Below are 23,576 nucleotides of genomic sequence, written 5' to 3'. Positions count from 1 at the left end.
GAGACCCGTAGGACCCGCAAGGCCCGTAAGACCCGCACGACACGCAAGACCCGCAAATCCGAGCAAGTGGAGCACCGTGAAGCGCCTGCAGTGGCCGTCCTGGATGCCGATCGATCCGTTCATCGCATCCCTGATCGCAACCGTGGGTCTCGCGGCCCTGATCCCGGCCCGGGGGACCGGAGCCGACGTCGCGTCCGGCGCCTCCACCGTCGCGGTCGGATTCCTCTTCTTCCTCTACGGAGCCCGTCTCTCCACCCGAGAGGCACTCGACGGGGTGCGCCACTGGCGCCTGCACGGGATCGTCCTCGCCTGCACCTTCGTGGCGTTCCCGCTGATCGGCCTGGCGGCCCGCGGTCTCGTGCCGTACGTCCTGACCCCCGCGCTCTACAGCGGTCTGCTGTTCCTGTGCCTGGTGCCGTCCACGATCCAGTCCTCGATCGCCTTCACCTCGATCGCCCGCGGCAATGTGCCGGCCGCGATCTGCGCGGGCTCGTTCTCCTCGCTCGCCGGGATCGTGCTGACCCCGCTGCTCGCCGCACTGCTGATCGGCGGACAGGCCTCGTTCTCCGCGGACGGCGCCGTCAGCATCGTGGGCCAGCTTCTGGTGCCGTTCCTCGCGGGCCAGTTCCTGCGCCGCTGGGTCGGCGGCTTCCTGGCCCGCCACAAGAAGGTGCTGGCCCTCGTCGACCGCGGATCGATCCTGCTGGTCGTCTACACGGCGTTCAGCCAGGGCGTGGTGTCCGGCATCTGGAGCCAGGTGACCCCGCTGCGCCTCGGCGGGCTGCTCGTCGTGGAAGCGGTGATCCTCGCGGTCATGCTGGCGCTCACCTGGTACGGGGCGCGACGGCTCGGCTTCGCCCGGGCCGACCGTGTGGCCATCCAGTTCGCCGGTTCGAAGAAGTCGCTCGCGGCCGGACTGCCCATGGCCACCGTCCTGTTCGGGGCGCACGCCTCGCTCGCCGTGCTGCCTCTGATGCTGTTCCACCAGATGCAGTTGATGGTGTGCGCGGTGATCGCCAAGCGGCGTGCCCTGGACCCGGTGGACGATGCGGAGCCCGCGGAGGATGCGACGGACGCCGCCGCCCCGGTCGAGGGGCAGCCGGCCCCGGTCAGTCGCTCCGCATCAGACGCAGCTGGACGAACCGCGGCCGGTACAGGGCCACGTTCCGGGTGACGTGCGAGGCCGCCACCTGGGGCGTGGCGTCCAGCCAGTTGACGTCGTAACTGAGCACGAGGCGTCCCTTGCCGGCGGCCACGTCCGGGTGCGCCTGCGGGTTGTACACGGCGGCGTCCGTGCGGGGGGCCGTGTCCTGCGGCAGCGGCGGGGCGAAACCCTTGGCCGGTCCGTGCCAGGGGCCCGTCGGACCGCACGACCAGTACGAGGTCACCGTGGTGAGCCCTTCGGCACCCGCCGCCATGGTGAACAGCACCCAGGTCCCCTCCTCGCGCACCACGGTGAAGGCGGAGGCGACTCCCTTCGTGGCGGCGCTGCTCGGTCCCGTTCCCGCGCTGCCCTGCGGGGTGGCGCCGTCACCGAGCACCGGCTCGGCGCTGCCGCCGCTCTTCGCGAAGCGCTTTCCGTCCCAGTACCGCCAGGCATCGGGATCGGCGAGCCCGCCGTCCGGTACGCGTGCCACATACGCGTCCGACGCCGATTTCGCGGCCGCCTTGCCGTCGTTGCCGCCGAAGACGTACGTATGGCCGTCGTCGTCGAGGGCGGCCGTGCCGTACAGGACGCGGTGCGCCGGATCCTGCACGCCCGACTGGTCCGAGACCTTCGTGATGCCCTCGACGCGCAGATCGGGCAGCGACATCGTCGCGACCTCCGTGGCCGTCGGCGTTCCGTAGATCCACGGCCCGGTCCCGGTCGAGCGGCTCCACAGGAGTACCCGCAGGACCTTCTCGCCGGCGCCGGGGGAGCGGGGCTCGACCTTCGCGGCCACCGGCCAGCGCCACTGCCCCGGGCCCGGATCGGGAAAGACGGGAGTGGGCAGGGTGCGCTCGAGACGGCCCGAACGGGACATCACCACAGCCGAATTGCGTACGAACGGTGCGCTCTGGTCGCGCCAGGCGTGCGGCTGGCCCGACAGGTTGGGCGGAGGATGCACCTGGCCGAGGTAGCTGTCCGAGAACAGCCACAGAAGCCGCCCGTCCGGGAGCCGAACCGAGTGCGTGCCGTCGCCGCCGGTCCAGTCGTCGGCCCTCGCCTGATCGTCCCCGTAGCGGGTGAACTCGCCGGTGGTCCGCTCGTCCGGCTCCCACGCACCGACCTTGCGCGGCACGCAGGCGGCGCCGTCCTCGCCGTCGTCGTCCCCCGGCAGCGCGACGAGCAGCACCGCGCCCAGAGCGAGTACCAGCAGCAGGACAGGCACCAGGCCCCGCCTCCGCGGAGTCCTGGTGCCCGCCTGAGCCGTACGGACGCGATCCGCCATGGCCATCCGGGGACGCTAACCCCTGCCGCTGACCCGGTCCATGGGCAGCCACAGCACGGTGTCCCTTGTCACAGGCGTCCGCCCCGCCTCGAGCCGTGAGACCTCCGTGTCGCTCAACGCCCGGTCCCACACCCGTACTTCGTCCATCGACCCGGACAAGTGCGCTCGGCTGTCCGGCCGCTGGCCGATATGCACGCCGAATCCGGAGCCACGGCTCACGGACCCGGGCACATCGGGCGCGGTGGTGGACGTGCCGTCCACGGTCAGGGTCAGCCGGCCTGCTTCGCGGCGCAGTACGGCATGGTGCCAGTGGTCGTCGTTGTACGCCGAACTCGTGGCCACTGAAGCCGACTTGGGCTCGGACGTGCCGTCCCGTGCGGTGATCAGCCCCACGATGCGGTCCGACGCGGGCTCGCCGCGCAGCGACACCTGCGGCTGGCCGGTGCCTACGCCGCCCATCCAGAGCAGTGGTTGCTCACCGTCGTTCGCGCTGTAGCGGAACCAGGCACTGGCAGTGAAGTCCTTGTCTCCCAGGGGTAGTTGCTTGCGGTACGGCAGGCGCACCGCGTCGTCCGAGCCGTCGAAGGCGACGGCCCCGCCGAACCGTCCGCCGGTCTCCCGTGCGCCCCCGACGACCGAGGCGGCGCGGGCTCCCCGTGCGTGGTCGTCGGTCGTCGGATCCGGTCCGCGGCGCGGTCCGAGCCAGTCCTCGGTGAACCGCCCGAACCGGATCTCGTCCCGGGCGTCCACCGCGCCGCCCTCGTACAGAAGTCCCACGGTGTCCCCGGAGGTGCGTACCAGATCGGAGTAGCCCGACCAGTCCGTGGTGACCCGGCGGCCGCGGTCCACGCCCTCCCAGGTCCTGCCCTCGTCCCAGGAGCTGCGGATCGTCATGGTCCGGCGCCGGTCGGGGTCGGCGGGGCAGGCGAGCAGCAGACGCCGGCCCAACGGCAGGCTGGAGCACTGGACTTGGGGTGCGTAGAGATCGGGGATCGCTCGGAACCTGCCGGGCTTCCCGCCCTCGGTGGTGAAGGACTCGCCGCCGTCCCGGCTCACCGCATGGGTACGGTGCCCGAGGTCCGTGCCGTCCTGTTCGCGGCCGTTGACGTAGACCGAGCCGTCCCGGCGTTCGGCCGGCGTCAGCTCCGACGGCTTCTGACGGAAGCTGCCGTCCTCGGCGATCGGCCACGAGTCGGTGGCGCCGACGGTCCAGTGGTCGCCGCCGTCGTCGCTGTAGACCAGGGCGGCGTGGTTGGCGGTGACCCGACTGCCGTCCCAGGTCTCGGTGTTGACGCCGAAGACGAGGCGGCCCTGATGCCGGCCGCGGGCGAGCTGCAGTCCGTGCACAGGCCCCGTGGCGTACCAGGAGTTCCAGTCGGGCGGCAGGAGTTCGTCGCTCAGGTCGCGCGGCTTCGACCAGGTCAGGCCGTCGTCGTCGCTGTGCTGCAGATGCGGGGTGCGATCGCAGGGGATCTCGCAGTTGCCGCCGTCCGAGCGGCCGGTGTTGTAGGTCTCGGCGAGCAGGATGTGGCCGGTGTCGCGGTCCACGATCGGGGCCGGGTTGCCGTGGGTGTCGCCGTCGCCCTCGTTGACGACCTGCAGGGGTCCCCAGGTGCGTCCGCCGTCGGTGGAGCGTTTGAGTACGAGGTCGATGTCACCGGCGTCGCTGCAGTCGTTGACCCGCCCTTCGGCGAAGGCCAGCAAGGTGCCGGAGGTGGTCCGCACGACGGCCGGGATGCGGTAGCAGGCATAGCCGGGGTCCTGCGAGGCCTTGAAGAGCACCTGCTCCTCGTACCCGGTGACGGCCCGAGCCTGCGCTGCGGGCGGGCCGGCGTGCGCGGGGTAGGGGAGCGCGGCCAGGAGTGCTGCGCCGGCTGTCGCGGCGATCATGGCCCTGAGCCGCTTCCGCGGCCTCGTGCGGGCGGTACGTGGACCTGACGGCATGACAGAACCTGCCCTTCTCCAGGGACGGACAACAGGACATCCCACGTCCAACGTCCGGGTTCCAGACCGTACTTGGGCCCGGGGCGGGCCTACAAGAAGCGGGGGCGGACAAGACACGGCAGACGCACGAGGCGGCCGGGGCGCACAAGGTGACGGGGTCCGCAGCCGGCGCAGGGGGCGCTCCCCGCCGACTCGCGGACCCCGCCGTCGTGGACGCGGGCACCGCCAGTGCTCAGCCCGGACGACCGGCCGCGGCCGGTGCCAGGGCGACGCGGTGCACGCCCGCGTACACGTTCATGGAGGTGCCGCGCAGGAAGCCGACGAGCGTCAGGCCGCTCTCCTCGGCCAGATCGACGGCGAGGGACGAAGGAGCCGACACGGCGGCCAGGACCGGAATGCCGGCCATCACCGCCTTCTGCGCCAGCTCGAACGAGGCACGTCCCGACACCATCAGGACCGTACGGGAGAGCGGGAGCCGACCGTCCTGCAGTGCGCGGCCCACCAGCTTGTCGACCGCGTTGTGCCGGCCCACGTCTTCCCGTATGTCCAGGAGTTCACCCTCGGTGGAGAACAACGCGGCCGCGTGCAGCCCGCCGGTCCGGTCGAACACCTGCTGCGAGGCCCGCAGCCGGTCGGGCAGCGAGGCGAGCAGCTCGGGCGTCAGCAGCACCGGGGCAGCCGATCCGTCGCTGCCGTCGGCGCCCGTCGCGTCGTCGATCGGCCAGTGCGCCTGGGTGCGCACCGCGTCGAGACTCGCCTTGCCGCACAGCCCGCAGGACGAGGTCGTGTACACATTGCGCTCGAGCGTGATGTCCGGGACCCGCACGTCGGGGGCGAGCTGCACATCCACCACGTTGTACGTGTTGCGCCCGTCCTCCGTAGCGCCCGCGCAGTACACGATCGACCGCAGCTCGTCCGCCCGCGCGAGTACGCCCTCGCTCACCAGGAAGCCCGCCGCGAGGGCGAAGTCGTCGCCCGGAGTGCGCATGGTGATCGCCAGTGGCTTGCCGTTCAGCCGGATCTCCATCGGCTCCTCGGCGACGAGGGTGTCGGGGCGGGTGGTGACCGCGCCGTCCCTGATGCGGACGACGCGGCGTCGCTCGGTGACGCGTCCCATGTGCTCAGTCCCGGTTCTGTACGTGTTGGTAGCCGAAGCGGCCCTTGATGCAGAGGTTGCCGTGGGTCACCGGGTTGTCGTGCGGTGACGTGACCTTCACGATCTCATTGTCCTGCACATGGAGCGTGAGGTTGCAGCCCACACCGCAGTACGCACACACCGTCGTCGTCTCCGTCTGCCGCTCCTCCTCCCAGGTGCCGGCCGCCCGCATGTCGAACTCGGACTTGAAGGACAGTGCGCCGGTCGGGCACACCTCGATGCAGTTGCCGCAGTACACGCACGCCGAGTCGGTGAGCGGGGCGTCGTGCTCGACGGCGATCCGGGCGTCGAATCCGCGGCCCGCGACCGAGATCGCGAAGGTGTTCTGCCACTGGTCGCCGCAGGCGTCGACGCACTTGTAGCAGAGGATGCACTTGTCGTAGTCGCGGACGTAGAGGTCGTTGTCGATACGCGGTGACTCGCCGAGGCGGGCCGCGTCGGGACCGAAGCGGTCGGGTTCCGCGCCGTACTGCTCGATCCACTCGGCCGCCCGCGGTGTGGTCGACAAGTCGACGGAGGAGGCGAGGAGTTCGAGCACCAGTTTCCGGCTGTGCCGGGTGCGCTCGGTGTCCGTGCGCACCTCCATGCCGGGCTCGGCGCGGCGCGAGCAGGCGGGTGCGAGGGTGCGCGCACCCTCGACCTCGACGACACACACCCGGCAGGCGTTCTTCGGCCGCAGGGTGTCGCCCTCGCAGAGTGTGGGGACGTCCTTGCCCGCGGCCCGGCAGGCGTCCAGGACCGTCGAGCCCTCCGGCGTACGGACGGGCTCGCCGTCCAGGGTGAACTCGATCAGGCGGCGGGGCGGTGCGAGCGGTATCGAGGTCATTCGTAGGCTCCCAGGCGGTCGACGGCCGATTCCACGGCGTTCCACGCGGTCTGCCCGAGACCGCAGATCGAGGCGTCCCGCATGGCGGAGCCGACCTCTCTGAGCAGGGCGATGTCGGACGCGGCCGCGGCTCCCGTCCGGTCGGCGATCCGGTGCAGGGCCTCCTCCTGGCGTACGGTGCCGACCCGGCAGGGCACGCACTGGCCGCAGGACTCGTCCCGGAAGAACTCGGCGATCCGCAGCAGGATCCTCGGCAGCGCAACGGTGTCGTCGAGGACGAGCACGACACCGGAGCCGAGTGTGGTGCCGGCCTCCCTGGTGCCCTCGAAGGTGAGCGGGATGTCCAGTTCGTCGGGTCGCACGAACCCGCCGGCCGCACCGCCGAGCAGCACCGCGCGCATGCGCTCCGGCGGGCCCGCCAGGTCGAGCAGGTCGCGGAGCGTCGCGCCGAACGGCAGCTCGTAGACTCCCGGTCGGTCCACGTTCCCCGAGACGCAGAACAGCTTCGGGCCGGTGGAGCGTCCGGTGCCGATCGCGGCGTAGGCCTCGGCGCCGAGGTTGAGGATCGGTAGGACGTTGACCAGCGTCTCGACGTTGTTCGCGGCGGTCGGCTTGCCGAAAAGGCCCTTCTCGACCGGGAACGGCGGCTTGGAGCGCGGCTCGCCCCGGTACCCCTCGATCGAGTTGAACAGTGCGGTCTCCTCGCCGCAGATGTACGCGCCCGCGCCGCGGCGGATCTCGATGTCGAACGCGTACCCCTGGCCGAGCACGTCGTCGCCGAGCAGGCCGCGGTGGCGTGCCCGGTCGATGGCGTGCTCGAGGCGGGCGAGGGCGCGGGGGTACTCACCGCGCAGGTAGAGGAATCCGCGGTGGGCGCCGACCGCGTATCCGGCGATCGTCATGGCCTCGATCAGGGCGTACGGGTCGCCCTCCATCAGGACCCGGTCCTTGAACGTGCCGGGCTCGGATTCGTCCGCGTTGCAGACCAGGTAGTGCGGGCCGTCCGCCTGGGCCGCGGTGGCCTGCCATTTCCTGCCCGTCGGGAAGGCGGCGCCGCCGCGGCCCACGAGGCCGGCGTCCGTGACCTCGCGGACGACCTCGGTGGGGCCGATGGCGAAGGCCCTCCGCAGGGCCCGGTAGCCGCCGTCGGCCCGGTAGTCGTCGAGGCTCGTGGGGTCCACGACCCCTACCCGTCGCAGGAGGATCAGGTCCTTCTGCCCCGCCTGGGGGGCTGCCGCCCCCGGACCCGGTTCGGGGGCGGCTTCCTCGGGAGTGAGGGTGACTGTGTCCGGTCGGGCTGGGGCGAATACGGCGGTGGCCGCCGGGGGGAGGTTCCCCACCCCGCCCCTTCCCGATACTCCTGCCGGAGGGGCCTCCTCAAGCGCCGGAGGGGCTTCAGTACGCCCCGCCCGTACGAGGAGAGCTGCGGGCGCCCGCTCGCAGAGCCCCAGACAGGGACTCGACTCCCAGACGGCGCCGTCGACGGGCGCCCCCGGCTCCCCGAGCCGAGACGTGAGGGACGAGCAGAGCTCGGCGGATCCCCGGGCCGCGCACGCCAGGTCCGTGCAGACCCGAAGTACCGTCGCGGGCCGGGGTTTCATGGCGAAGAGGGAGTAGAACGTCGCCACTCCGTACGCCTCCGCGGGCGGCACCGTGAGACGCCGGCACAGATATCCGAGGGCGCCCTCGCTGATCCACCCCACCCGGTCGTTCACCGCATGCAGCCCCGGCAGCAGCAGATCTCGCCGCTCGCGCGCGGCCCGCCCGCCCCGCGCCCAGCGCAGGTCCGCGTCCGTGCGGTCGTCGGCTCCCTCCCATGCCGACTCCGGCGGCCCGAGCAGCGCGTCGATCGCCGCCCGCTCCTCGTCCGTCGGCTTGCTGTCACCGAATCGCAGATCCACTGCCTCACCCCTGGACAGATCGCGGTGGACGCCGCCCACCTTCGAAATCTCGGCCGTGCCATGTCACGGGGCCCGCGGCCCCGCACCTCTCAACCGGCCGCCGGCACCGGCAGCTTCTCGATCCGGATGGCCGACGCCTTGAACTCGGCCGTGCCGGCGATCGGGCAATTGGCCTCGATCGTGAGGGAGTTGGTGTCCACCTCGTCCGGGAAGTGCATGGTCATGAAGGCGAGCCCGGGACGCAGTCCCGGATCCACCCATACCGGCGCATGGACGGTGCCGCGTCGGGACGCCACCCGCACCTGCTCGCCGACCGTCACCCCGTACCGTTCGGCGTCCTCGGGGCACAGCTCCACGTACTCGCCGCGCCGCAGCGGAGAGGCGAAACTCCCGCTCTGTACGCCGGTGTTGTACGAGTCGAGCCGTCGCCCCGTGGTCAGCCGGATCGGGAACTCCTCGTCGGTGAGGTCCACCGGCGGATCGTGCTCCACGAGCCCGAAGGCGGCCGCCCGACCCCGTTCGGCGGCATCCGCGGCCCAGAGCCTGCCGTGCAGGAAGCTCGACGGCAGCACATCCAGATCGGGGCACGGCCACTGCAGCCCCTGATGCTCATCGAGACGCCCGTACGTCATGCCGAAGTGATCGGGAGACAGTGAGCGCAGCTCGTCCCAGACAGCCTCGGAGTCGGCGAACTTCCAGTCGTGGCCCAGGCGTTCGGCCACCTCGCAGATGATGTCGATGTCCTCGCGCGCCTCGCCGGGCGGTGCGAGCGCGGCCCGCACCCGCTGCACGCGGCGTTCGCTGTTGGTCGTCGTGCCGTCGGTCTCCGCCCAGGCCGCGGTGGCCGGCAGCACCACGTCCGCCAGCTCGGCGGTCCGGGTGAGGAAGATGTCCTGCACGACCAGGTGGTCGAGCGACCGCAGCCGGCGCATCGCCTGCTCGCTGTCGGCCTCGGACTGAGCCGGATTCTCGCCGATGCAGTACACCGCGCGCAGCGAACCGTGCTCCATCGCCTCGAACATGTCGGTCAGGGTCATCCCGTACCGCGGCGGGATCACCGCGTCCCAGGCGCGCTCGAACTTGGTCCGGTGGGCGGTGTCCAGGATGTCCTGGAACCCGGGCAGCCGGTTGGGGATGGCGCCCATGTCGCCGCCGCCCTGCACGTTGTTCTGCCCGCGCAGCGGCTGCACCCCGGAGCCGAAGCGGCCGACGTGTCCGGTGAGCAGGGACAGGTTGATCAACGCCCTTACGTTGTCCGTGCCGTTGTGGTGCTCGGTGATGCCGAGGGTCCAGCAGAGCTGTGCCCGCTCGGCGGTGGCGTAGGCGTGCGCGAGGTCGCGGATCGCGGCCGCGGGCACGCCGGTCACCTTCTCGGCGAGCGACAGCGTCCAGGGCTCGACCAGGGCGCGATAGTCCTCGAAGCCGGTGGTGGCGCGCTCGATGAACGCCGTGTTGTGCAGTCCGGCCCGGATGATCTCCCGGCCCACCGCGTGCGCCAGGGGGATGTCCGTGCCGACATTGAGTCCGAGCCAGCTCTCCGCCCACTGGGCGGTGTCGGTGCGCCGCGGATCGACCGCGTACATACGCGCTCCGCTGCGGATGCCCTTGAGGACGTGCTGGAAGAAGATCGGGTGGGCGAAGCGGGCGTTGGAGCCCCACATCACGATCAGATCGGTGTGCTCGACCTCTTCGTACGACGAAGTGCCGCCACCGGAGCCGAAGACGGCGGACAGGCCCGCGACGCTCGGGGCGTGACAGGTGCGGTTGCAGGAGTCGACGTTGTTGGTGCCCATCACTACGCGAGTGAACTTCTGGGCCACGTAGTTCATTTCGTTCGTCGCGCGGGCGCAGGACAGCATGGCGAACGCGTCCGGTCCGTGCTCCGTGCGGGCGGTGCGGAATCCGTCCGCGGCGCGGGCCAGCGCCTCGTCCCAACTCGCCCTGCGCAGCGGCCCGTCGCGGCGGTCGCGGACGAGGGGATGAGTGAGCCGGGTGTAGTTGCGGGTGCTTCGGTCTCGCTTCTTCACGCTGCGCTCCTAGGGGAGGCCGACGGCGATCGCGCGCCATTGCATACAGTATTCTGTACGCCGATTTAGCGTTCAACGGAAGCCTCTGGGCGGAGATTTGTGGGGTGCCGCGTCCGACGGGACCGGCACCGGAGGTTGCCGGGGCCCGGTGCGCCCCGAGCCCGTGAGGACCCGACCGGACCCCGGCAGGCTGGAATCGCCCCGGGGAGTGGGGAGTTACGCCGCGACCCCGCGCGCGAGCAGATCCGAGATGGCGTCGACGGTCCGCAGGGTCGGTACCTCGACGCCGGTGATGTCCGCGAGTTCGACGACCGCGGCGAGCAGGACGTCGAGTTCCAGCGGCTTGCCCTTCTCCAGGTCCTGGAGCGTGGAGGTCCGGTGCTCGCCGACCCGTTCGGCACCCGCGAGCCGGCGTTCGACGGAGATGTCCGGGCGGCAGCCGAGTGCGTGCGCGACCGCGAGCGCCTCGCGCATCATCAGCTCGATCACCTGCCGCGTGGAGCGGTGCCGGCACATCTGCAGCATGGTGGCCCGGGTCAGCGCACTGATCGGGTTGAAGGAGATGTTCCCGAGCAGCTTGATCCAGATGTCCTCGCGGAGTTCGGGCTCGACCGGGCACTTCAGACCGCCCGCGAGCATGGCGTCGCTGAAGTCGAGGCAGCGCCGCGAACGCGACCTGTCCGGCTCCCCGATCGAGAACCGGGTGCCTTCCAAGTGCCGTACGACACCGGGGCCTTCCAGCTCGGTGGCCGCGTAGACGACGCAGCCGACGGCACGCCGTGGTGCGAGCACCGCACTGACCGAACCGCCGCGATCGACGCTCTCCAGCCGGTGGCCGTCGTGCGGGCCGCCGTGCCGGTGGAAGTACCACCAGGGGATCCCGTTCTGCGCGGCGATCACCGAGGTCTCCTCGTGCAGCAGAGGCTCCACCAGCGGCCCGCACGCCGCATAGGAGTGGGCCTTGAGGCCGAGGAAGACATGGTCGACCGGGCCGACATCGGCCGGCCGGTCGGTGGCGTGCACCCGGGCGGTCCAGTCGCCGCGCGGACTGTGCACCTGGACTCCGTGCTGCCTCATGGCCGCCAGATGCGGTCCACGGGCGATGAGGTGTACGTCGGCTCCCGCGCGGTGCAGCGCGGCTCCGACGTAGGCGCCGATTGCACCGGCGCCGACGATGGCGACTTTCACGAGGGGCTCTCCGTTCGGTTCTGAGGGGGACCGAGCGTGACCGAGCGCTACCGGCGGGCGCCGATGAGGCGGCCGTCCGGGCCGCACGGAAAGGTGTCGACTAAATATTGTCTACAGTATGGAATGCGGCGGGACAAGGTGCCGTGCAGGCGCCACAGCCGAGCTCCCGCCTCGACCATGGTCCGAAGGCTCCAACCCGAGCGAGGTAATCCTGTTGCTTTACCTGTCCTCGTACTGGTGAGTCGCTCCGCACACTGGTGGATCCGCATCTGTCGCGCTTCGGGAACGTCACCGACGCCCCCCGAGGCGTGACGGAACGCGTCCCGCACGATCTGTGGAGCGCGTCCGACGATCTAGGGGGATCCACTCATGACCGGTTCGCGCATCGCCGCGGTCGGCCACTACCAGCCCGCACGCGTGCTCACGAACGAGCAGCTGGCGGACATGGTCGACACCAGCGACGAGTGGATCCGCAGCCGGGTGGGCATCCACACCCGGCGCATCGCCGGCCCCGACGAACCCGTCGACGAGCTCGCCGCGCAGGCCGGAGCCAAGGCGCTCGCCGCCGCGGGTCTCGAGCCCGCCGAGGTCGACCTGGTCCTGGTCGCCACCTCCACGGCCATCGACCGGTCCCCGAACATGGCCGCCCGGGTGGCCGCCCGGCTCGGCATCCCCGAACCGGCCGCGATGGACGTCAATGTCGTCTGTGCGGGATTCCCGCACGCCCTGGCCACCGCCGACCACGCGGTACGGGCCGGTGCGGCCCGCCGGGCGCTGGTCATCGGAGCGGACAAGATGTCCGAGGTCGCCGACTGGACGGACCGCACCACCTGCGTCCTGGTCGGCGACGGAGCCGGCGCCGCCGTCGTCGAACCGGCGCCCGACGGGCAGGAACCGGGCATCGGCCCCGTCCTGTGGGGCTCGCTCCCGCAGATGGGCAACGCCGTACGTATCGAGGGTTCACCGCCGCGCTTCGCGCAGGAGGGCCAGTCGGTCTACCGCTGGGCCACCACCCAACTCCCGCCCATCGCACGGAAGGTGTGCGAACGCGCCGGTCTGCGCCCCGACGAACTGGCGGGCGTCGTGCTGCATCAGGCCAACCTGCGGATCATCGAGCCCGTCGCCGCACGGATCGGCGCGGTCAACGCCGTCGTCGCACGCGATGTCGTCGAGTCCGGCAACACCTCCGCGGCGAGCATCCCGCTCGCCCTGTCCAAGCTGGTGGAGCGCGGCGAGATCCAGCCCGGCGACCCGGTGCTCCTCTTCGGCTTCGGCGGCAACCTGTCGTACGCCGGGCAGGTCGTGCGCTGCCCCTGACGGCCACCGGCCGTACGGCTGCGGCGCGATGGCGTGGGTACGTACTGTGACGAGGCCAACTCCGCCCCGGTATGGCCTCGGTGCTCGGTAGACTGTATTCAATAGCCAATGTCGCCGTACGGCTGTGCCTGTCGTCGTCCGTCGTGCGGGCCGGCTGCTCCGCCGTCGAGGAGGGGACGCGAATGCTGTCCACCGGACTGCCCCAGGGTGCCGTGCCGAAGCTCGAGCGGCCCGGACCGCTGCGCGAGCGGGTGTACGAGGCGTTGCTGGAACTCATCACGACCCGTGCCCTGCGGCCCGGGCAGCACCTGGTCGAGAGCGAACTGGCCGGACATCTGGGGGTGTCGCGGCAGCCCGTGCGCGAGGCCCTGCAGCGGCTCAACACCGAGGGCTGGGTCGATCTGAGGCCTGCCCAGGGAGCGTTCGTGCACGAGCCGACCGAGGACGAGGCAGATCAACTCCTCACCGTGCGCACCCTCCTGGAAGCCGAGGCGGCCCGACTGGCCGCGGCGAACGCGGGGCGCCCCGGCATCACCGCACTCGAGGAACTCTGCGCGAAGGGTGAACAGGCCGTCGCCGACGGGGAGGTGGACGCGGTGGTCGCGGCCAACGCCGCCTTTCACGCGAAGGTGATGGAACTCGCCGGCAATGTCGTCCTCGCCGAGCTGGCCGGCCAGGTCGACCGGCGGGTGCGCTGGTACTACACCCCGGTGGCCCGGCAGCGCGGCAAGCAGTCCTGGATCGAGCACCGTGCGCTGATCGCCGCCATCGCGGACCGCGACGAGCAGCGGGCCACGGAGGTCATGCGCGCCCACACAGAGCACACCAGGACCACGTACCACCAGCGCACGGAGTCGTAGGGCCGCTGGGCCGGGTCCCGCTTGACCTTGACACGGTGACAAGCCCTTCACTGTGGCCGAGGAGGTGGTCCCGATGACCATGGCACGACCGGACACACAGGTGGGGCCCGCGCTGCGGGCGCTGGCGCACGACAGCGCGTCGGTCCGGATGCGGGCGGCCCTCGCGGTCGGGACCGCACCGGACCCGAGGTACGTCGGCACGCTGGTCGAGCGGTGCGCGACCGAGCCCGAGTTCTCCGTGCGGGAGATGCTCACCTGGGCGCTCACCCGGCATGGTCCGGGGCTGACGGTCCCGGTGCTGGTGGACGAGCTCCGCTCGGCGCGTGCGCAGGCGCGAAGCCAGGCGCTGCACACACTGTCCAAGATCGGCGACCGGAGTGCCTGGCCGGCGATCACCCGGGAACTGCTCACCGATGCCGATGACGAGGTGGCGCGGAGCGCCTGGCGGGCCGCCGTGGTGCTCGTACCCGATGGCGGCGCACCCGCACTGGCCGCGGTCCTCGCGACCCAGCTCGGACGCGGTGAGCGGGAGGTGCAGCTGAGCCTCAGCCGCGCGCTGATCGCGCTCGGTGCGGCGATCGTGCCGGTCCTGCGCACCGCCACGGAGGGCGCCGACCCTCGGGTGCGGCAGCACGCGATCGCCACGGAGCACCTGTGGCGCAACCCGGATGCCGGATTCGAGTTTGCGATCGAGGAGGCGAAGCGCATCGTTGCCCTCGGCAGGACCGGCCAGGAGGAGTGACGGGCAGTGCTGATCGGTGAGGTGGCGCGACAGTCCGGCGTCAGTGCCCGCATGCTCCGGCACTACGAGTCGCTCGGGCTGGTACGGCCCACGGGACGCACCGCATCCGGCTACCGGGAGTACTCGAGCGACGACATCCGACGGATCTTCCACATCGAGAGCCTGCGGTCCCTGGGCCTCTCGCTGCGCGAGATCGGACGGGCGCTGGACGACCCCGCCTTCGCGCCCTCGGCACTCGTCGACGACCTCGCCCGACGGACACGGGAACGCATCGCCGCCGAGACGGAGCTGCTCACACGTCTCGGCCGGATCGGCGCCGCGGAACCCACCGACTGGCAGGACGTGCTCCAAGTCGTCGCGCTCCTGAGGGGGCTGGGGTCGGCGAGCGCCGGGACCCGGCAGCGCGCGGCCCTGTCATCGGCCGAGGAGGCGCCGGTGCCGGTCGAAGCACTCGTGGAGGCGGTACTGAACGAGTCGGACCCGCACGTCGCCGGGGCCCTCAGGTGGGCCCTGGCGCGGTCGGGGGAGCGAGGGGCGGAGCTTCTCGCGGAGGGGCTCGGCTCGCCGGTGGCCGCGGTGCGGCGGAGCGCCGTCCAGTCCCTCGCCGAGGTGACGGGTGACGTGGCGGACGCGGCCCTGCGGGGCGCGCTCGGCCACCGGGACATCGCGGTCCGCCGGTACGCGGCACTGGCGCTCGGGACGCGCGGAGTGGCCGACGCGATCGAGACGTTGGTCGACATGGTCGCCGCTGACGTGGACGACGTGGACGACGTGGACGACGTGGACGACATGGACGACATGGACGACGTGAATGACGTGAACGACGTGGACGCAGCCGACGCCCTCGGCGTGCTGGCGGGCGACGCCGTGCTCGCGGACCGGATCGCCGCCGGACTCGTAGACCGGCTCGAGCGGAGCGCCAGGGACCCGTCGGCCCGGCGGCGGCTGACCCAGGCACTCGCGGACATCCCGGGGGAGGCGACGGAGCGCGCGCTCGCCGAACTGTCGGAGGACGGGGACCGCGGCGTCGCCGTCACGGCGACCTACCTGCTGCAGCTGCGCGAACAGCGGTAGCCGGACGCCGTGCACGGGCCGTTCGGTGCACGGACTGCAACACCCTCGCGGCTCACAGTAGTTGGGTGCGCGCTGTCGGTAGTCTCCGCTGGGACGTCTTTGTCCTGAGGGTGGAGAAAGTTGTCAGTGATTCCTGCGCAAGTCCTTCCCACTCCGTGCAGCCACTGCTACGTTCCCCTCGAAAGCACGACGGCGACGGATGCCTGACACGGCGGGAGGGGCGGCGTGAGACGGATGACGGCTCGACCCGCTAACGCGCACCAGGCGCGACTGCTCCGCCTGCTGCGCGACGACGGACCGAACTCCCGGGCGCAGCTCGGTGACCAGGTCGACCTCTCCAGGTCGAAACTCGCCGTGGAGGTCGACCGGCTGCTCGACACCGGCCTGGTCGTCGCCGACGGCCTCGCCGCATCGCGGGGCGGCCGCCGCTCGCACAACATCCGCCTCGCGCCCGAACTCCGCTTCCTGGGTGTGGACATCGGCGCCACTTCGGTCGATGTGGCGGTGACCAACGCCGAACTCGAGGTGCTCGGTCACATCACGCAGCCGATGGACGTGCGTGACGGGCCCGTTGCCGTCTTCGAGCTGGTTCTCGCCATGGCGGCGAAGCTGAAGGCCTCCGGGCTCGCCGAAGGATTCGACGGAGCCGGAATCGGCGTCCCCGGTCCGGTGCGTTTCCCCGAGGGCGTTCCGGTCGCACCGCCGATCATGCCGGGCTGGGACGGGTTCCCGGTCCGCGAGGCGCTCAGTCAGGACCTGGGCTGCCCCGTCATGGTCGACAACGACGTGAACCTGATGGCGATGGGCGAGCAGCACGCCGGCGTCGCCCGGACCGTGAACGACTTCCTCTGCGTCAAGATCGGCACCGGTATCGGCTGCGGCATCGTCGTCGGTTCCGAGGTGTACCGCGGTACGACGGGCAGCGCCGGCGACATCGGCCACATCCAGGTCGACCCCGACGGTCGTCCGTGCGCCTGCGGCAACAAGGGCTGTCTCGAAGCCCACTTCAGCGGATCCGCGCTGGCCCGCGACGCCGAGGAGGCTGCGCACGACGGCCGTTCGCCCGAGCTGGCCGGCCGCCTCGACGCGTCCGGCAAGCTCACCGGCGGCGATGTCGCCGCGGCCGCGGCCGCGGGCGATCCCACCGCCCTCGAGCTGATCCGCGAGGGCGGGAACCGTACCGGCCAGGTCATCGCCGGACTCGTCAGCTTCTTCAACCCCGGGCTCGTGGTGATCGGCGGCGGGGTGACCGGGCTCGGTCACAACCTGCTCGCGGCCATCAGGACCCAGGTCTACCGCCAGTCGCTGCCGCTCGCGACCGGCAATCTGCCCATCGTCCTGGGCGAGTTGGGCCCCGCAGCCGGAGTCATCGGCGCGGCCCGGCTCATCAGCGACCACCTGTTCTCGCCGGCCTGAGTCCGGCGACGCGCACCACGTACCGCCCGCACCACGGCACCTGCAGCACGGCACCGCACCAGGCAGTACACCGGCACCACGCGCACCACGGCACCACTCGCACCGAGGCTCCACCGCATTACTCGCACCAAGGCACTTCGGCACCACGGCACCCATCCGTACCCGATCACGTCCGCCCAGCACCGAGCCGCAGCACCGATCACCGGTAAGCAACACCCGTACCGACAGCGGGACTTCAGCGCGCACCCGCTGTCCGGCCGGCGTACGGCCCGCCCTCGGGCCCGCCCGTACGCATCACACGTCCGACTCGCTGAGCACACCTACGCCATCACCTGGCCCAGCCCTGCCCGCTCACCGGCCGCACCCGCCGAGGGGAACCGACATGGCACCAGAGCACGACGCACCACCCCCAGACCTTGTACGGAAGGACCCCACACCCGGCGCCGGACCCCTGCTCAGCATGGACGGCATCACCAAGTCCTTCCCCGGCGTGCGCGCCCTCGACGGTGTGGCCCTCGAGGTCGCTGCCGGGGAGGTGCACTGCCTGCTCGGCCAGAACGGCGCCGGGAAGTCCACCCTCATCAAGGTCCTGGCCGGCGCTCACCAACCCGACGGAGGACGGATCACCTGGCGCGGCGAGGACGTCACCCTGAAGTCCCCGATCGCCGCGATGCGACTCGGTATCGCCACCATCTACCAGGAACTCGACCTGGTGGAGGGCTTGTCGGTGGCCGAGAACGTCTTCCTCGGGCACGAGCCGACCACGGCCGGATTCGTCGTCAGAGGCGGCGACGCCCGCACACAGGCCGCCGAACTCCTCGCCAGACTCGGCCACTCGGAGATCCAGCCCAGCCAGGTCGTCGGATCGCTCTCCGCGGCCCAGCAGCAGATCGTCTCCATGGCCCGTGCGCTCTCGCACGACGTACGGCTCATCGTGATGGACGAACCGTCGGCCGCGCTCGACCCGGACGAGGTGGACAACCTCTTCCGGATCGTCTCCGGCCTGACCGCCGAGGGCGTGGCCGTCGTCTACATCTCGCACCGCCTGGAGGAGATCCGCCGGATCGGCGACCGCGTGACCGTGCTCAAGGACGGCCGCACCGTCGCCGTGGGCCTGCCGGCCGAGTCCACCCCGACCCGCGACATCGTCTCCCTGATGACCGGCCGGAACGTGGAGTACACCTTCCCCGACCGGCCCGCGCGGCCGGCCTCGGGCGAGGTGATCCTCCGGGCCGAAGGCCTCAGCAGGCAGGGCGAGTTCGAGCCCATCGACCTGGAACTGAGGCCCGGCGAGATCGTCGGTCTCGCCGGCCTGGTCGGCTCCGGCCGCTCCGAGATCCTGGAGACCGTCTACGGCGCCCGCACACCGACGACGGGCCAAGTGTTCATGGACGGCCGGCAGTTGAAGCCAGGCAGCGTACGCGACGCGGTACGAGCCGGACTCGGCCTGGCGCCGGAGGAGCGCAAGGCGCAGGCCCTGCTGATGCTCGAGTCGGTCACCCGCAATGTGTCCGTGTCCTCCATGTCCCGCTTCTCACGCGGCGGTTGGCTCGACCGCTCCCGGGAGTTCCGTGCGGCCCGTGAGGCCGTCCGCTCGCTGTCGCTGCGGCCCGACAACCCCTCCGTCCCCGTGCGCACCCTCTCCGGCGGCAACCAGCAGAAGGCCGTCCTGGCCCGCTGGCTGCTGCGCGGCTGCAAGGTGCTGCTGCTGGACGAGCCGACCCGGGGCGTCGACGTGGGAGCGCGCGCCGAGCTCTACTCCGTCATCCGAGGGCTCGCCGACGACGGCCTTGCCGTGCTGCTGGTGTCCAGTGAAGTGCCCGAAGTGCTCGGTCTCGCCGACCGGGTCCTGGTGCTGCGCGAGGGCCGGGTGGTCCACACCGCCCCCGCGGGCGAACTCGACGAACACCGCGTACTCGATCTAGTCATGGAAGGGAGCCCGGCGTCATGACGCAGTCCACATCGCCGGCCAAGGAGGACGGCGGCTCGGGACTCGGCCCCGGCACCGCGAAGAGCACCGGGCAGAGCGGGGGTGAGGGCCGTTCGCGGATCGCGTTCTTCCGCGCCGACGTACGGACCCTGTCGCTGATCGGTGTGCTCGTCGTGCTCGCCCTGATCGGGGGCATCACCAAGCCGGACCAGTTCATCGACACGAGCAACCTGCAGCTCATCCTGACCCAGGCCTCCATCATCGGCGTGGTGACGGTCGGCATGACCTTCGTCATCACCGCCGGCGGCATCGACCTCTCGGTCGGCGCGATCGTGGCGCTGGCCTCCGTCTGGGCGACGACGGTGGCGACCCAGGAGTACGGGTTCACCGGGATCCTGTTCACGTCGATCCTGGTCGGCCTCGCCTGCGGCCTCGTCAACGGTGTCCTCATCGCGTACGGGAAGATGGTCGCCTTCATCGCGACCCTCGCCATGATGGTCTCGGCGCGCGGCCTCGCCCTGCAGATCACCGACGGCAACACCCAGACCGTCACCATCGACGGTGTCCTCGACCTCGGCGAGCGTGACTCGTACATCCTCGGCATTCCGCCGCTCGTGCTGATCTTCGCCGTGATCACCGTGATCGGCTGGCTGGTCCTCAACCGGACGACCTTCGGGCGCCGCACGGTGGCGGTCGGCGGCAACCCCGAGGCGGCCCGCCTCGCCGGCATCGACGTACGCCGCCAGCGGCTGTACCTGTATCTGCTCTCCGGACTGTGCTGCGGTATCGCCGCGTTCATGCTCGTGGTGCTCTCCGGATCCGGTCAGAACACCAACGGAAACCTCTACGAGCTCGACGCCATCGCTGCGGCCATCATCGGCGGCACCCTGCTCAGCGGCGGCCGTGGCACCATCCTCGGCTCCGTCCTCGGCGTCCTGATCTTCACCACCATCAGCAACATCTTCGCGCTCAACAACCTGGAGAGCGCGGTTCAGCAGATCGCCAAGGGCGCGATCATCGTCATCGCCGTCCTGGTCCAGCGCCGCACCTCCACCGAATGAGCCGCACCTGCCGTACGTCCGGCGATCGAGCCGCACCGCCTGTTCCTCCCGTGATCGAGCCGCACCCCGTCCGGCGAGCCGAAGCCCCGCTCAGCGAGCCGCATTTCACCCACCTGAGTTCCTTTCCGCGAAGGGTCCGTCATGCCTGAGAACACCAGCCGCAGAGGACTGCTCTTCGGAGCGGCCGCCGTGTCCACCGGAGCGTTCCTCACCGCGTGCACCAGCAACGATCCGAAGGAGAGCAAGGAGGACAACGCCAAGGACGCGCCCATCGCCGACGAGAAGCCCGGCAAGAAGGTCACCATCGGCTTCGCCGGCCCGCAGGCCGACCACGGCTGGCTGAACGCGATCAACGTGCAGGCCAGGCAGCGCGCCAAGAAGTACCAGGACGTCACGCTTGAGATCACCGAGGGCTCCAACGACACAGCGGCCCAGATCGGCCAGATCGACACCCTCATCAACAAGAAGGTCGACGTCCTGGTCATCCTGCCCGCCGACGGCAAGGCCCTGACCCAGGCAGGCCTGAAGGCCATGCGCCAGGGCATCCCGGTGGTCAACCTCGACCGCGTCTTCGACAACCCGCAGGCGTACCGCTGCTGGGTCGGCGGCGACAACTACGGCATGGGCCTCAACGCCGGCCACTTCATCGGTGAACAGCTCAAGGACAAGAAGAACGCCAAGGTCGTCGAGCTCTCCGGCCCCGACAACCTGGAGCTCACCAAGCAGCGCACCGACGGCTTCAACGCCGCCCTGAAGAACTACCCGAACATCAAGAAGGTCGCCCGCCAGGCCGCCGACTTCACCGTCGAGTCCGGGCAGTCCAAGATGTCGCAGCTCCTCCAGGCCCAGAAGACGATCGACGCGCTCTGGAACCACGACGACGACCAGGGAGTCGGCGCACTGCGCGCCATCAAGCAGGCGGGCCGCGACGAGTTCCTGATGGTCGGAGGCGCCGGCGCCAAGTCCGCGATGGACGCGATCAAGGCCGACGACAGCGTGCTCAAGGCCACCGTCCTTTACCCGCCGACGATGGCCGCCTCCGCCATCGACCTGGCCCGCGCCCTCGGGCAGGACAAGGGCATCAGCGGTCTCGCCGAGTTCGAGATCCCCACCTCGCTCACGCTGTACTCCGCCGTCGTCACCAAGGACAACGTCAACGAATACCTGCCCACCGGCTTCAAGTGATGGCTGGGCACGACCGAGCACCGAGGGGGAGTGGTGGACCACCCGTACGGCACCCCCTACGCGTCGACGAGGAGGAACACCGCATGCAGGACTCGCAAGTTACCGGGGCCGCGCAGCAGGCCCTGACGCCGCTGGGCGTCGGGATGGTCGGCTACTCGTTCATGGGCGCCGCCCACTCACAGGGGTGGCGCACCGTGGGCCGGGTCTTCGACCTGCCGCTGCGCCCGGCGATGGCGGCCGTCTGTGGGCGCGATCCGGCCGCGGTACGGGACGCGGCCGACCGCCTCGGCTGGGCGGCCACCGAGACCGACTGGCGTGACCTGGTGGTACGCGACGACGTGCAGCTCGTCGACATCTGCAGTCCCGGCGACAGCCACGCGGAGATCGCGATCGCCGCTCTGGACGCCGGCAAGCACGTGCTCTGCGAGAAGCCGTTGGCGAACACCGTCGCGGAGGCGGAGGCCATGGCCGACGCCGCGCGGCGGGCGCGGGCCCGCGGGCAGGTCGCCATGGTGGGGTTCAACTACCGCCGGGTGCCCGCGATGAGCCTGGCCCGCAAGCTGGTGGCGGACGGCCGGATCGGTTCCGTCCGCCACGTGCGGGTCACGTATCTGCAGGACTGGCTGGTGGACCCGCAGGCGCCGCTGACCTGGCGGCTCGACCGCGAGCGGGCCGGATCCGGTGCGCTCGGCGACCTCGGTGCGCACATTGTCGACCTGGCCCAGTTCGTGGTGGGGGACGCGATCGTGGGGGTCTCGGCGATGACCGAGACGTTCGTACCGGAACGGCCCGTCCTGACGGGCGCGGTGAGCGGGCTCGGCGGCGCCGCGGGTGCGGAGCGGGGGCCGGTCACCGTCGACGACGCCGCACTGTTCACCGCGCGCCTCGGCTCGGGTGCGCTGGCGTCCTTCGAGGCGACCCGGATGGCGGCCGGACGCAAGAACGCACTGCGTCTGGAGATCAACGGCGAGCTGGGCTCCCTCTCCTTCGACCTGGAGCGGTTGAACGAGCTGTACTTCCACGACGAACGGCTCGACGGCGAGGAGGCCGGCTTCCGCAGGATCCTGGTCACCGAGCCCGGCCATCCGTACCTGGAGGCCTGGTGGCCGCCCGGCCACGCGCTCGGCTACGAGCACACCTTCGCCCACCAGGCCCGCGATCTGGTGCACGCGATCGCGGCCGGCACCGACCCCGCTCCCTCCTTCGCCGACGGCCTGCAGGTGCAGCGCGTCCTGGCCGCGGTCGAGGAGAGCGCCGAGAAGAACTCGACCTACACGCCGGTCCAGGGGGTGCAGTGACGCCGCACACCGGACAACTGCGCGCCTCGGCTGCGTACGTGTCGCACTTGCCGTACCTGCCGCACCCGCCGTACTCGCCCGTCCAGGAGGCCAGGACATGACCCGACCCTTCACGCTCTTCACCGGACAGTGGGCCGACCTGCCGCTCGAAGAGGTCTGCCGGATGGCCCGCGACTTCGGCTACGACGGACTCGAACTCGCCTGCTGGGGCGACCACTTCGAGGTGGACCGGGCCCTCGCGGAGCCGGGCTACCTCGACACCCGCCATCAGCTGCTCGACAAGTACGGCCTCAAATGCTGGGCGATCTCCAACCACTTGACCGGACAGGCCGTCTGCGACAACCCCATCGACGAGCGTCACCAGGCGATTCTGGCGAGCCGGATCTGGGGCGACGGCGACGCCGAGGGAGTACGGCAGCGGGCGGCCGAGGAGATCAAGAACACCGCGCGTGCGGCGGCCGCCTTCGGCGTCGACACCGTGATCGGCTTCACCGGCTCCTCGATCTGGCATCTGGTCGCGATGTTCCCGCCCGTGGTCCCGGGCATGATCGAGCGCGGCTACCAGGACTTCGCGGACCGCTTCAACCCGATCCTGGACGTGTTCGACGCGGAGGGCGTCCGCTTCGCGCACGAGGTGCACCCCAGCGAGATCGCGTACGACTACTGGACGACCAAACAGGCCCTGGACGCGGTCGACAACCGGCCGGCCTTCGGCCTGAACTTCGACCCGAGCCATTTCGTCTGGCAGGACCTGGACCCGGTCGGATTCCTCTACGACTTCCGGGACCGGATCTACCACGTCGACTGCAAGGAGGCCCGCAAGCGCCTCGACGGGCGCAACGGGCGCCTCGGCTCCCACCTGCCGTGGGGCGATCCGCGGCGCGGCTGGGACTTCGTCTCGGCGGGCCACGGCGACGTCCCGTGGGAGGACGTCTTCCGGATGCTCCGGTCCATCGACTACGCGGGACCGATCTCTGTCGAGTGGGAGGACGCCGGGATGGACCGGGTACAGGGTGCCCCCGAGGCGCTCGCCCGACTCAAGGCCTTCGACTTCGAGCCACCGACCGCGTCCTTCGACGCGGCCTTCGGCGGCGGCGACTGATCCGGACTCCCCGGGCCACCTGATCCGTGGCGCGGGGCAGGCCGCCGCCCGGCGGCTGTGGGGGCCGCCGGGCCGGTCCGGCCTGCCCGAAAGCTGCTTTGTCCTGTGCCTGGTAAA

Annotated in this window: 18 protein-coding genes; 11 read left to right on the top strand and 7 right to left on the bottom strand. The window is 71.0% G+C overall.

Annotated features, from left to right (window positions below; genetic code table 11):
* Window positions 1–76 precede the first annotated feature (76 nt).
* Window positions 77–1,174 carry a bile acid:sodium symporter family protein gene (locus DSC45_RS26390; protein WP_119294439.1) on the top strand — a complete coding sequence of 366 codons (1,098 nt, stop codon included), beginning with the start codon at window positions 77–79 and terminating at the stop codon, window positions 1,172–1,174.
* Here the strand turns inward: DSC45_RS26390 and DSC45_RS26385 are convergent.
* The 7 genes from DSC45_RS26385 to DSC45_RS26355 all read right to left on the bottom strand — a co-directional run bounded on the left by DSC45_RS26385 (window position 1,110) and on the right by DSC45_RS26355 (window position 11,474).
* Window positions 1,110–2,432, bottom strand: a complete 1,323-nt coding sequence (locus tag DSC45_RS26385; RefSeq protein WP_119294517.1) for a glycoside hydrolase family 183 protein — start codon at window positions 2,430–2,432, stop codon at window positions 1,110–1,112. The two genes, DSC45_RS26390 and DSC45_RS26385, sit on opposite strands and share 65 nt — an antisense overlap.
* Before the next feature lie 15 nt (window positions 2,433–2,447).
* Window positions 2,448–4,322: a sialidase family protein gene (locus DSC45_RS26380; RefSeq protein WP_119294438.1), complete on the bottom strand. Its 1,875-nt coding sequence runs from the start codon at window positions 4,320–4,322 to the stop codon at window positions 2,448–2,450.
* Window positions 4,323–4,608: 286 nt separating this feature from the next.
* Window positions 4,609–5,493, bottom strand: a complete 885-nt coding sequence (gene fdhD, locus DSC45_RS26375) for a formate dehydrogenase accessory sulfurtransferase FdhD (protein ID WP_119294437.1) — start codon at window positions 5,491–5,493, stop codon at window positions 4,609–4,611.
* Between the two features lie 4 nt (window positions 5,494–5,497).
* Window positions 5,498–6,358, bottom strand: coding sequence for a 2Fe-2S iron-sulfur cluster-binding protein (locus tag DSC45_RS26370; RefSeq protein ID WP_119294436.1), 861 nt, complete (start codon window positions 6,356–6,358; stop codon window positions 5,498–5,500).
* Entirely contained in the window at window positions 6,355–8,259 is a 1,905-nt protein-coding gene (locus DSC45_RS26365; protein ID WP_119294516.1) for an NAD(P)H-dependent oxidoreductase subunit E, read from the bottom strand. Before DSC45_RS26365 ends, DSC45_RS26370 begins: the two co-directional genes overlap by 4 nt.
* Window positions 8,260–8,348: 89 nt before the next feature.
* Window positions 8,349–10,286, bottom strand: coding sequence for a molybdopterin oxidoreductase family protein (locus tag DSC45_RS26360; protein ID WP_119294435.1), 1,938 nt, complete (start codon window positions 10,284–10,286; stop codon window positions 8,349–8,351).
* Window positions 10,287–10,502: 216 nt separating this feature from the next.
* Window positions 10,503–11,474, bottom strand: a complete 972-nt coding sequence (locus DSC45_RS26355; RefSeq protein ID WP_119294434.1) for a 2-dehydropantoate 2-reductase — start codon at window positions 11,472–11,474, stop codon at window positions 10,503–10,505.
* A gap of 369 nt (window positions 11,475–11,843) precedes the next feature.
* On the opposite strand from DSC45_RS26355, the gene DSC45_RS26350 reads away from it, so the two are divergent.
* From DSC45_RS26350 to DSC45_RS26305, 10 genes are all read left to right on the top strand, one after another.
* On the top strand, window positions 11,844–12,791 hold the full coding sequence (locus DSC45_RS26350; protein ID WP_119294433.1) for a beta-ketoacyl-ACP synthase III: 948 nt from the start codon (window positions 11,844–11,846) through the stop codon (window positions 12,789–12,791).
* A 182-nt stretch (window positions 12,792–12,973) separates the two neighbouring features.
* On the top strand, window positions 12,974–13,651 hold the full coding sequence (locus DSC45_RS26345) for a GntR family transcriptional regulator (RefSeq protein WP_119294432.1): 678 nt from the start codon (window positions 12,974–12,976) through the stop codon (window positions 13,649–13,651).
* Between the two features lie 73 nt (window positions 13,652–13,724).
* Window positions 13,725–14,393 (top strand): HEAT repeat domain-containing protein, encoded by a 669-nt coding sequence (locus DSC45_RS26340; RefSeq protein WP_119294515.1) that lies wholly within the window; start codon window positions 13,725–13,727, stop codon window positions 14,391–14,393.
* Between the two features lie 6 nt (window positions 14,394–14,399).
* Window positions 14,400–15,467: a MerR family transcriptional regulator gene (locus tag DSC45_RS26335; protein ID WP_205571435.1), complete on the top strand. Its 1,068-nt coding sequence runs from the start codon at window positions 14,400–14,402 to the stop codon at window positions 15,465–15,467.
* A gap of 234 nt (window positions 15,468–15,701) precedes the next feature.
* Complete coding sequence (locus DSC45_RS26330; protein ID WP_119294431.1) at window positions 15,702–16,883, top strand: ROK family transcriptional regulator; 1,182 nt, start codon at window positions 15,702–15,704, stop codon at window positions 16,881–16,883.
* Between the two features lie 460 nt (window positions 16,884–17,343).
* Window positions 17,344–18,834, top strand: coding sequence for a sugar ABC transporter ATP-binding protein (locus DSC45_RS26325; protein WP_119294430.1), 1,491 nt, complete (start codon window positions 17,344–17,346; stop codon window positions 18,832–18,834).
* Window positions 18,831–19,874: an ABC transporter permease gene (locus DSC45_RS26320; RefSeq protein ID WP_119294429.1), complete on the top strand. Its 1,044-nt coding sequence runs from the start codon at window positions 18,831–18,833 to the stop codon at window positions 19,872–19,874. Before DSC45_RS26325 ends, DSC45_RS26320 begins: the two co-directional genes overlap by 4 nt.
* 141 nt (window positions 19,875–20,015) lie before the next feature.
* A complete protein-coding gene (locus tag DSC45_RS26315) occupies window positions 20,016–21,059 on the top strand; it encodes a substrate-binding domain-containing protein (protein ID WP_119294428.1) in 1,044 nt (347 codons plus the stop codon).
* Between the two features lie 83 nt (window positions 21,060–21,142).
* Complete coding sequence (locus DSC45_RS26310) at window positions 21,143–22,357, top strand: Gfo/Idh/MocA family protein (protein WP_119294427.1); 1,215 nt, start codon at window positions 21,143–21,145, stop codon at window positions 22,355–22,357.
* 97 nt (window positions 22,358–22,454) lie between these two features.
* Window positions 22,455–23,459 carry a sugar phosphate isomerase/epimerase family protein gene (locus tag DSC45_RS26305; protein ID WP_119294426.1) on the top strand — a complete coding sequence of 335 codons (1,005 nt, stop codon included), beginning with the start codon at window positions 22,455–22,457 and terminating at the stop codon, window positions 23,457–23,459.
* Window positions 23,460–23,576 lie beyond the last annotated feature (117 nt).

Origin of the sequence: Streptomyces sp. YIM 130001 (assembly GCF_003574445.1) — a bacterium.
In the GTDB taxonomy this organism is placed as follows: Bacteria; Actinomycetota; Actinomycetes; order Streptomycetales; family Streptomycetaceae; genus Streptomyces.
The sequence above is the reverse complement of the archived record's forward strand: the minus strand, read 5'-3'. Positions and strand labels throughout refer to the sequence as shown.

Excerpts from the sequence above, each read along its gene's own strand:
- DSC45_RS26325 (WP_119294430.1), top strand. The coding sequence starts at position 17,344 with ATGGACGGCATCACCAAGTCCTTCCCCGGCGTGCGCGCCCTCGACGGT.
- DSC45_RS26380 (WP_119294438.1), bottom strand. The coding sequence starts at position 4,322 with ATGATCGCCGCGACAGCCGGCGCAGCACTCCTGGCCGCGCTCCCCTAC.
- DSC45_RS26370 (WP_119294436.1), bottom strand. The coding sequence starts at position 6,358 with ATGACCTCGATACCGCTCGCACCGCCCCGCCGCCTGATCGAGTTCACC.
- DSC45_RS26320 (WP_119294429.1), top strand. The coding sequence starts at position 18,831 with ATGACGCAGTCCACATCGCCGGCCAAGGAGGACGGCGGCTCGGGACTC.
- DSC45_RS26330 (WP_119294431.1), top strand. The coding sequence starts at position 15,702 with ATGACGGCTCGACCCGCTAACGCGCACCAGGCGCGACTGCTCCGCCTG.
- DSC45_RS26350 (WP_119294433.1), top strand. The coding sequence starts at position 11,844 with ATGACCGGTTCGCGCATCGCCGCGGTCGGCCACTACCAGCCCGCACGC.
- DSC45_RS26305 (WP_119294426.1), top strand. The coding sequence starts at position 22,455 with ATGACCCGACCCTTCACGCTCTTCACCGGACAGTGGGCCGACCTGCCG.
- DSC45_RS26310 (WP_119294427.1), top strand. The coding sequence starts at position 21,143 with ATGCAGGACTCGCAAGTTACCGGGGCCGCGCAGCAGGCCCTGACGCCG.
- DSC45_RS26340 (WP_119294515.1), top strand. The coding sequence starts at position 13,725 with ATGACCATGGCACGACCGGACACACAGGTGGGGCCCGCGCTGCGGGCG.
- DSC45_RS26315 (WP_119294428.1), top strand. The coding sequence starts at position 20,016 with ATGCCTGAGAACACCAGCCGCAGAGGACTGCTCTTCGGAGCGGCCGCC.
- DSC45_RS26385 (WP_119294517.1), bottom strand. The coding sequence starts at position 2,432 with ATGGCGGATCGCGTCCGTACGGCTCAGGCGGGCACCAGGACTCCGCGG.
- fdhD (WP_119294437.1), bottom strand. The coding sequence starts at position 5,493 with ATGGGACGCGTCACCGAGCGACGCCGCGTCGTCCGCATCAGGGACGGC.
- DSC45_RS26345 (WP_119294432.1), top strand. The coding sequence starts at position 12,974 with ATGCTGTCCACCGGACTGCCCCAGGGTGCCGTGCCGAAGCTCGAGCGG.